The organism is Pseudoduganella sp. GCM10020061 (assembly GCF_042683405.1).
Classification (GTDB): Bacteria; Pseudomonadota; Gammaproteobacteria; order Burkholderiales; family Burkholderiaceae_D; genus Telluria.
Map to the genome: position 1 here is coordinate 1 of NZ_JBHUJS010000005.1, position 8,482 is coordinate 8,482.

Consider the following 8,482-nt stretch of genomic DNA (forward strand, 5'->3'; position numbering starts at 1 on the left):
CCATAGCAAGTCGGTCCCACCCCTTCCCATCCCGAACAGGACCGTGAAACGACTTTGCGCCGATGATAGTGCTGCAACCAGTGTGAAAGTAGGTTATCGTCAGGCTAGTTATAAGAGAAAGCCCGCTGACTAACGTCAGCGGGCTTTTTTGCTTTCCGGCCTCATCTTCATACACACGGGCGCACGGTTGGGAAACCGCGCCGTACGCTCTCCCGGCCGCTACTCTACAATGGCCTTATTAGCCATTTGCCAATTACTGGAAGGAGAGCCGGGCGGTGTGGACTGACATCTGGACTGCAATCCAGCGTGAATTCTCGGACCTGGGAGACGTCAGCCAGATCACGACAGTGGTGGTGCGGCTCGTTGTGGCAGTGGCGCTGGGCGCGATGCTGGGCTACGAGCGGGAACACGTGGGCGCTTCAGCCGGCTTGCGCACGCACATGCTGGTGTCGCTCGGCTCCGCCTTGTTTGTGCTGATTCCGCTGCAAGCCGGCATGCACATTTCCGACCTGTCGCGCGTGCTGCAGGGTGTGACTGCCGGGGTCGGCTTCCTCGGCGCCGGCGCCATCCTCAAGTCGCACGACGAAAACCACATCCGCGGACTGACCACGGCGGCGGGACTGTGGCTGACGGCCGCCGTAGGCGTAGCCGCTGGCATGGGACGGGAAGCGACTGCCGTGCTGAGCGCACTGTTTGCATTGGCGATCCTGTCGCTGCTCAAGTACACCAAGAGCCCGCCAGCAAAAGGAAAGCACGGGGGCGACCAGGACCACTGACGCCGGATTTTTCTTGACTGTACCTTGCACTGAAATGATACTTGCCCGATAACAAAACCATTACAGGAGCAAAATCATGTCGGACAAGTCGGATCAGGTGCAGCAGTTCGTCATTAAACTGGAGCCGCGCGAGCGTCTTCTTCTTTCCGTCACGCTGGTGTGCGCAACCGTGTTCTTCGCGCTTGCCATCGGTGAGCGCATCGGCGTCTTGCTGCACCAGGTGCTGAACTAAGCAGCTTCCTGCTGCACTTCCAAGCCTTAGAAGCGGTACGCAGCGGTAAATCCCGCCATCCAGTTCCGGTCCGGCGCTGCCTCGTAGTAGCGCCGGTTCGCCTCTCCTACGATGACCGATCCGGCATAGTCATGGTCGAACACATTGTTCACGCGGACGAACTGCCTGAACGACCAGGGGCCGACCTGCTGGGTCGCGTTCGCCCGCAGGTTCAGCACGCCATAGCCTGGCGCCGGCCGTTCGCGGTTAGTGTCTTCGGTATAGATCCTGCTGCTCGCCTGCGCTTCGACGCCGGCGGACAGGCCGTCGCCCGCCCACGCGATCTCCGCGAATCCGTGCGCCTTCGGAACGCCGGGCAGGCGGCTCCCGGCAGGAACGCTACCGACTCCGTCCTCATACACGGCGTGGATGGCGCTGGCCGAGACGCGGGCCTGCCATGACCGGGTGATCCGCACATCCGCCGACAGCTCCACACCTTCGCGAGAAGTGCGCGCCGCATTGCGGTAGCTGGTGCGGCCGCCTGTGGAGGATTCGACCACTAGTTCGTCCCGCGTCTTTGCCTGGAACAGCGCCGCCTGGACGCGGGTGCCCGGCGCAGGCGATGCCTTGGCGCCTATCTCGATATGGCGGCTGGTCGCCGCATCCAGGTTGAAGTTGAAACCGCCGTCCGGCGCATAGAACAATTCGTTCAGCGTCGGCGCTTCAAAGCCGCGCGCGGCGCTCGCATACAGGCTGAGTGCCGGCGCCACCTTGTACAGCACACCCGCCACAGGCGTCGTGCGGGTGTAACGTACCGTGCCGCTGTCGTCGCCGTTCGTGGTGAAGCGGTCCGCCACGCCGAACGACACGTGCGAATGGCGCAGTCCCGAGTGAACGATCCAGGGACCTGAGCGCCATTCCAGCTGCAGGTAGGGATCGAAACTCTCCACGGTATTAGTCTCGTCGCGGCGCAGGCGGCCCCTGACGCCGAGGCGGTTGCCTTCGAAGTTTTCGTAGCCGAGCCGTGCATCTGTCGACCGTTCCGCCGCGATCCCCGCTGTCACAGCCAGCCTTCTCCAGCGTTGCGTGACATGGACATCGGCGCCGTAGAAATCGCGGTCGAAGTCGATCACGCCGCCCGAATGGCTGGCCGGGGCGAGGAAGGCGCGCGAGAAGGACTGGTACTGCACCACCTTGCGGTTGCCGCCGTAGACGGTCGCGTGCACACGAGTCGCGCCATGCTCCACTTCATACGCCGCGCCGGCCTGCTGGTGGTCGATGCTCTTGCGGGTGTTATAGCGCCGCGCGTACGTGCGACCCTCGGCGTCGGACGGATCGGTTTCGCCGGCGCGCGGGTCGCGCGAGAAGGTCGCCCACGTCACGCCGAGCGGGTCCTGCGAATCCTTCTGGCGCAGCGAGCTCGCGGTGATCACCAGGCGCCCGGGAACCGGCAGGTCCGGCGTCAGCTTGGCGAAGGCCTGATCGCGGGTGGCCGCGCTGTGGTCGCGGTAGCCGTCGGTCTCGAAGCGCGACGCATCGAGCACATAAGCAAGGGCGCCCGGTTTGCCTTGCGCGTTGATATCCCACTTGCGTGCACCATCGCTGCCGCCGCCTATTGTCGCCTCCACGGTGGGGCGGCCGGCACCGTCACGCGTGAACAGCTGGATGACGCCGCCAGCGTGGTTGCCATACAGCGCGGAGAACGGGCCGCGCAGCACTTCGATGCGCTCCGCCATGTCGAGGTTGAAGGTCGCGGCCTGGCCCTGGCCGTCGGGCATCGATGCCGGGATGCCGTCCGCCAGTAGGCGCACTCCGCGTACGCCAAAGGCCGAGCGCGCGCCGAATCCGCGCGAGGAGATCTGCAGGTCCTGCGCGTAGTTCTGGCGGTTCAGCGCGACCACGCCGGGAACCGATGCGAGGGCTTCGGATGCGTTCACGCGCAATTGCGCTTCCACGCGCGCCATGTCCACCACGTCGGTTGCCGCGGGCACGTCGAGCAGCGGCTGAGGAGTGCGCGTTGCAGTCACCACGACGGTTGCCGGCGGAACGGACTGCGCCGCCGCCAGGGCTGAGGGCAGGGCGGCCAGCAGGAACAAGGGAACTCGGTTTCGCATGTATTTATTTGGAGGTCGGGCCGCTCGCTGTTGCGTGGCTCATCGGTTTAGGGGGGAGTATGCCCGATACGGGGCAATCGGGTCGCATACCCCCCTATTTTTTTGCGCGAGCCCTTGCGCAGGCCGATACTCCCCCTCACGCTTTCCCCTGTGTAATGCGCAGGCATCGGCCGTGTCCCCGGCGTATCATCGGCCCACCAGGGCGGCAAAGCAGCGAATCATGGGACAGCATTACGAGACGATGGAAGGACCGGGCGCGCGCCCCGTCAAGATGTGGACGCAGGGCGTGCCGGTTGAGCCGGAAGCGAAGGAGCAGCTGCGCAAGACGGCGCAGATGCCCTTTATCTACAAGCACATCGCCGTCATGCCCGACGTCCACCTCGGCAAGGGCTCCACCATCGGCAGCGTGATTCCGACCGTCGGCGCCGTGATTCCGGCGGCGGTCGGCGTCGACATCGGCTGCGGCATGATGGCCGCCAAGACCACGCTCACGGCCAACGACCTGCCCGACAATCTGGGCAAGCTGCGCAGCGCGATCGAGCACGCCATCCCGCACGGCATGTCGCCCAAGACGCGCGGGCACAAGGGCCGCGACCAGGGTTCGTGGATGACGCCGCCCAATTCGGTGGACGCCGGCTGGGCCCAGCTGAAGGACGAGTTCGACGTCATCTGCCAGAAGACGCCGAGGCTGCGCAACACGAACAACTACCGCCATCTCGGCACGCTCGGCAGCGGCAACCACTTCGTGGAAGTGTGCCTGGACGAAGAAGGCTTCGTCTGGCTCATGCTGCATTCCGGTTCGCGCGGCGTGGGCAATGCGATCGGCTCGCACTTCATCGAGCAGGCCAAGCAGGATATGCGCATCCACCACATCAACCTGCCGGACCAGGACCTGGCCTACCTGAACGAGGGCACCCGGCATTACGACGACTATATCGAGGCGGTCGGCTGGGCGCAGAAGTTCGCCCAAATCAACCGCGAGGTGATGATGCAGAACCTGATCGGCGCGGTGCGCAATGTGATCCACAAGCCGTTCGAGACCCACGTGGAAGCGGTGAACTGCCACCACAACTACGTGCAAAAGGAAACCCACTTCGGTCGCGAAGTGCTGGTCACGCGCAAGGGCGCGGTCTCTGCCGCCAAGGGGCAGCTGGGCATCATCCCCGGCTCGATGGGCGCCAAGAGCTACATCGTGCGCGGCAAGGGCAATCCGGAGAGCTTCAACAGCTGCAGCCACGGTGCGGGCCGTACCATGAGCCGCACCGAAGCCAAGCGCCGCTTCAAGATTGCGGATCACATCAAGGCCACCGAAGGCGTCGAGTGCCGCAAGGACGCCAACGTGATCGACGAGATCCCGATGGCGTACAAGGACATCGATGCGGTGATGGAGGCGCAGAGCGACCTGGTCGAGGTCGTGCACACGCTCAAGCAGGTCGTTTGCGTGAAAGGATAGGACATGGTCGAGCTGGACGGATCGCACGGGGAGGGTGGGGGCCAGATGCTGCGCACCTCGCTGTCGCTGTCGATGATCACCGGACAGCCCTTCCGCATGGTGAACATCCGCGCCAACCGCGCCAAACCCGGGCTAGCCCGCCAGCACCTGGTGGCGGTGACGTCCGCCGCACGCATCTCGGGCGCGGAGACCTCCGACGTGAAGGTCGGCTCCACCGAGCTGGAATTCCATCCCGGACGCGTGACGCCGGGCGAGATCCGCATCGACATCGGCACGGCCGGCAGTGCCACGCTGGTGCTGCAAACGCTGCTGCCCGCCCTGCTGCTGGCCGGACAGCCGTCCACGCTGGTGATCCATGGCGGCACGCATAACCCGATGGCCCCGCCGGCGCACTTCATCGACCGCGCCTTCGGCAGGGCGCTACGGCAGATGGGCGCCGTGTTCGAGCTGGAGCTGCGCCGCTTCGGCTTCTACCCCCGCGGGGGCGGCGAACTGGCCGCGAACATCGTGCCGTGCCGGCGCCTGCAGCCCATCGACCTGATCGCGCGCGGGCCTTGCCTGAACGCGTTCGCCGAAGGCTTCGTCGCCGCGCTGCCGCCCGATATCGCACGCCGTGAGCTCGACGAGATCGGGGCCGCATTCAAGGTCCCCGACGCGAACCTGCGGATGTGCGGGCTGCCCAACGACCAGGGGCCCGGCAACGTGCTGCTGTTCACGATGGAGCATGAGCACGTGACCGAAGTGTTCTCCGCGATCGGTGAACGCGGCACCCGCGCGGAGGAAGTCGGCAGGCGGGTCGCAGCCGAAGCGCGCGCCTACTGCGATTCCGATGGCGCGGCCGGCGAACACCTGGCCGACCAGCTCCTGATGCCGCTCGCACTCGCCGGCGGAGGCTCGTTCTCGATGGCGCATTTGTCGCAGCACACCCTCACCAACGCCGACGTGATCCACAAGTTCTTGCCTGTGCGCATCCAATTTACAAGGGAACCCGCGCGCACGATCTGCTCGGTGGAAGCCTGATGCCTGCTTCTGCAGTGGTTCTGCGCGTAATTACTTCCAACGTGACGTCATGTTTTCCTAAATTTCGTTAATCTGTTTGCCATATACACCTGGTTGAGCCGGGCTCAAGCGATCCCACCTTCGCCCCGACCGCCTGGAATGACAGACCCGCCAGAGAGCCGGGCATATGAATAGGACCTAAGATGATCACATCCAACGCCACTGACATGGCGATGCCCCCTCTTGAACTATGGGGTGGCGTAGAGTGCACCGTGAACCGCGTGCGCGACGAATACTTCAATCAGCTCGAACGAAACGGCCACGCGGAACGCATGTGCGACCTGGCCCGCTTTGCTTCGCTCGGCATCCGCGTGATCCGCTATCCCGTGCTGTGGGAGCGCGTGGCGCCGGACGGCATGGAGCAGGCCGACTGGAGCTGGACCGAACGGCTGGCCGAGCTGCAGAAGCTCGGCGTTGAACCGATCGCCGGACTGTGCCACCACGGCAGCGGGCCGCGCCACACCAGCCTGGTCTCGCCATGCTTCGCCGAAGGGCTGGCCGAATACGCGGGCGCGCTGGCGCAGCGCTGCCCGTGGATCAAGTACTACACGCCGGTCAACGAACCGCTGACCACCGCGCGCTTCTCCGCGCTGTACGGGGTCTGGTATCCGCACGCGCGCGATGACCGCACGTTCATCCAGGCTGTCATCAACCAGTGCAAGGCGACCGTGCTGTCGATGCGCGCGATCCGCGAGCACAATCCGGACGCGCTGCTGGTGCAGACCGACGACCTGGGCAAGACCTACAGCACGCCGGAACTCGACGAAGTCGCGGAGTTCTACAACGAGCGCCGCTGGCTGGCCTGGGACTTCCTGTGCGGGAAAGTCGACCGGCAGCACAAGCTGTGGAGCTATCTGGCTTCGACCGGGATCGACGAGGCGGAACTGCTCTGGTTCCGCGATAACCCGTGCCCGCCCGACATCATCGGCGTCAACTACTACGTCACCAGCGAGCGCTGGCTGGACCACCGCCCCGAGCGCTATCCCGAACGCAGCCACGGCGACATCACGCTCAAGGATGGCACGCGGCCCAAAATCGCCGACATCGAAGCGGCCCGCGCCCTGGCCACGCCAACGCCTGGCGTCGCGCCGCTGCTGCAGGAAGCATGGGAGCGTTACGGCCTGCCGATCGCGATCACCGAGGCGCACCTTGGCGCGCACCGCGAAGACCAGTTGCGCTGGCTGCTGGAGATCTGGGAAGGCGCTAAGCAGGCACGCGCCAACGGCGCGGACGTGCGCGCGGTCACCGTGTGGGCGCTGCTCGGATCCTTCGACTGGAACTGCCTGGTGACGGCGTGCCGCGGCTACTACGAACCCGGGCCGCTCGATGTGCGCTCGACCCCGCCGCGTCAGACCGCGCTTGCGCGCCTGATGCGCGAACTGGCTGCATCCCGTCCGCTGACGCAGCAGGTCTTGCGCGGCAAGGGCTGGTGGCGCCGGCCGGAGCGCTTTGCCTGTCCGCCGGTCGCCACGCGGGCATGTCCCACTTCGATCACGGCCGACGGCCGCAACCTCGTGGGGAATACGATGGATCCAATTCTCATCACAGGCGCCACCGGCACGCTCGGCCGCGCCTTCGCGCGCATCTGCGACGAGCGCAATATCGCCTACCGCCTGATGAGCCGTCAGGACATGGACATCGCCGACCCGGAATCGGTCGAGCGCGCGATTGTCTGCCACCGACCATGGGCCATCATTAACGCGAGCGGCTATGTGCGCGTGGACGAGGCGGAGCGCGACCGCGAGCGCTGCTTCCGCGAGAACACCGTCGGTCCAGCGACGCTGGCCGCGGCCTGCGCGCGCCACGACATCCACTTGCTGACCTTCTCGAGCGACCTGGTCTTCGATGGCGGGCGCGAGCTGCCTTATGTGGAGTCCGACACCGTGCGGCCCCTGAATATCTATGGCCGCAGCAAGGCAGACGCGGAACGTGAAGTGCTGGAGCGGCAGCCGGGCGCGCTGATCGTGCGCACCAGTTCCTTCTTCGGCCCATGGGACCAGTACAACTTCATCACCCAGGCCTTGCGCGCCCTGGGCGAGGGCAAGCCGTTCGGGGCACCGCGCGATATCACCGTTTCGCCTACCTACGTGCCGGACCTCGTGCACACGTGCCTGGACCTGTTGGTCGACAAAGAGTGCGGCATCTGGCACCTGACCAACGGGCAGCCCATTACCTGGGCGGACTTCGCCCTCAAGGCGGCCGACCTGGGCGGCGTCGACGCCAGCCGGCTGGAGCCGCTGTCGAGCGAGCAGTGCCGCTTTGCCGCGCCACGGCCGGCATTCAGTGCGCTGCACAGCGAGCGCGCCATCTTCCTGCCGACGCTGGACGACGCTCTGTCGCGCTACCTGCTGCAATGGGAGCAGGAGGCGCGCACGCTGGGCGCCGCACCGGACTTCAACCAGCGCCGGGTCAACGCTACGCCCTGACCCGGGCGATTCCCGCGTTACGCAACAGCGGGCACGTTTCGCGCGCAAGCACTTGCGCGGCGCGTGCCCGTTTGCTATAGTTCGTCCCCCGCTGCGAACGAGACCTCACCGGTCCCTTGCAAAAGGTTAACGAAATCAAGTAGTTGACGAACACGGCGGAAAAGAAGGGGTTGACGAGCTGCACGAAACACCGCATAATCTCGCCTCTCTGCTGCTGACAAACACAACGCTTTGTCGACAAGTAGCAAGCAGTACCGAATTCAAGTTCTTTAACAATCAACAGTCGATAAGTGTGGGCGTTTGACGATAGATGCCGCGGATTTTGGTCCGCGAATACTCAAATTATTGTTTCAAACGCTCGCACAAGAAATAAACGTGACCTCGAAAGAGGAACGTCAGTATCTTGAGTGAGTGACCCCGATGCGAAAGCATCGGACAACAGA

Annotated in this window: 6 protein-coding genes and 1 rRNA gene; 6 read left to right on the forward strand and 1 reads right to left on the reverse strand. The window is 64.9% G+C overall.

Translation table 11 applies throughout. The features are described from left to right. From rrf to ACFSQR_RS11705, 3 genes are all read left to right on the forward strand, one after another. Positions 1-105 (forward strand): 5S ribosomal RNA (rrf, locus tag ACFSQR_RS11695); the annotation flags it as partial. Between the two features lie 170 nt (positions 106-275). Further along, positions 276-776, forward strand: a complete 501-nt coding sequence (locus tag ACFSQR_RS11700) for an MgtC/SapB family protein (RefSeq protein WP_377729976.1) — start codon at positions 276-278, stop codon at positions 774-776. A 76-nt stretch (positions 777-852) separates the two neighbouring features. Next, entirely contained in the window at positions 853-1,008 is a 156-nt protein-coding gene (locus tag ACFSQR_RS11705; protein ID WP_377729977.1) for a hypothetical protein, read from the forward strand. Between the two features lie 26 nt (positions 1,009-1,034). Here the strand turns inward: ACFSQR_RS11705 and ACFSQR_RS11710 are convergent, their stop codons facing one another. Next, the gene (locus ACFSQR_RS11710) at positions 1,035-3,101 is read right to left on the reverse strand and encodes a TonB-dependent receptor family protein (RefSeq protein WP_377729978.1); all 2,067 of its coding nucleotides are present in this window, start codon (positions 3,099-3,101) and stop codon (positions 1,035-1,037) included. A gap of 220 nt (positions 3,102-3,321) precedes the next feature. Between ACFSQR_RS11710 and ACFSQR_RS11715 the strand changes: the two genes are divergently transcribed. From ACFSQR_RS11715 to ACFSQR_RS11725, 3 genes are all read left to right on the forward strand, one after another. Further along, the gene (locus ACFSQR_RS11715; RefSeq protein WP_377729979.1) at positions 3,322-4,554 is read left to right on the forward strand and encodes an RtcB family protein; all 1,233 of its coding nucleotides are present in this window, start codon (positions 3,322-3,324) and stop codon (positions 4,552-4,554) included. 3 nt (positions 4,555-4,557) lie between these two features. Further along, positions 4,558-5,574 carry an RNA 3'-terminal phosphate cyclase gene (gene rtcA, locus ACFSQR_RS11720; protein ID WP_377729980.1) on the forward strand — a complete coding sequence of 339 codons (1,017 nt, stop codon included), beginning with the start codon at positions 4,558-4,560 and terminating at the stop codon, positions 5,572-5,574. A 182-nt stretch (positions 5,575-5,756) separates the two neighbouring features. Next, on the forward strand, positions 5,757-8,039 hold the full coding sequence (locus ACFSQR_RS11725; RefSeq protein WP_377729981.1) for a family 1 glycosylhydrolase: 2,283 nt from the start codon (positions 5,757-5,759) through the stop codon (positions 8,037-8,039). The last annotated feature ends 443 nt before the right edge of the window (positions 8,040-8,482 follow it).

Excerpts from the sequence above, each read along its gene's own strand:
- ACFSQR_RS11715 (WP_377729979.1), top strand. The coding sequence starts at position 3,322 with ATGGGACAGCATTACGAGACGATGGAAGGACCGGGCGCGCGCCCCGTC.
- ACFSQR_RS11710 (WP_377729978.1), bottom strand. The coding sequence starts at position 3,101 with ATGCGAAACCGAGTTCCCTTGTTCCTGCTGGCCGCCCTGCCCTCAGCC.
- ACFSQR_RS11705 (WP_377729977.1), top strand. The coding sequence starts at position 853 with ATGTCGGACAAGTCGGATCAGGTGCAGCAGTTCGTCATTAAACTGGAG.
- rtcA (WP_377729980.1), top strand. The coding sequence starts at position 4,558 with ATGGTCGAGCTGGACGGATCGCACGGGGAGGGTGGGGGCCAGATGCTG.
- ACFSQR_RS11725 (WP_377729981.1), top strand. The coding sequence starts at position 5,757 with ATGATCACATCCAACGCCACTGACATGGCGATGCCCCCTCTTGAACTA.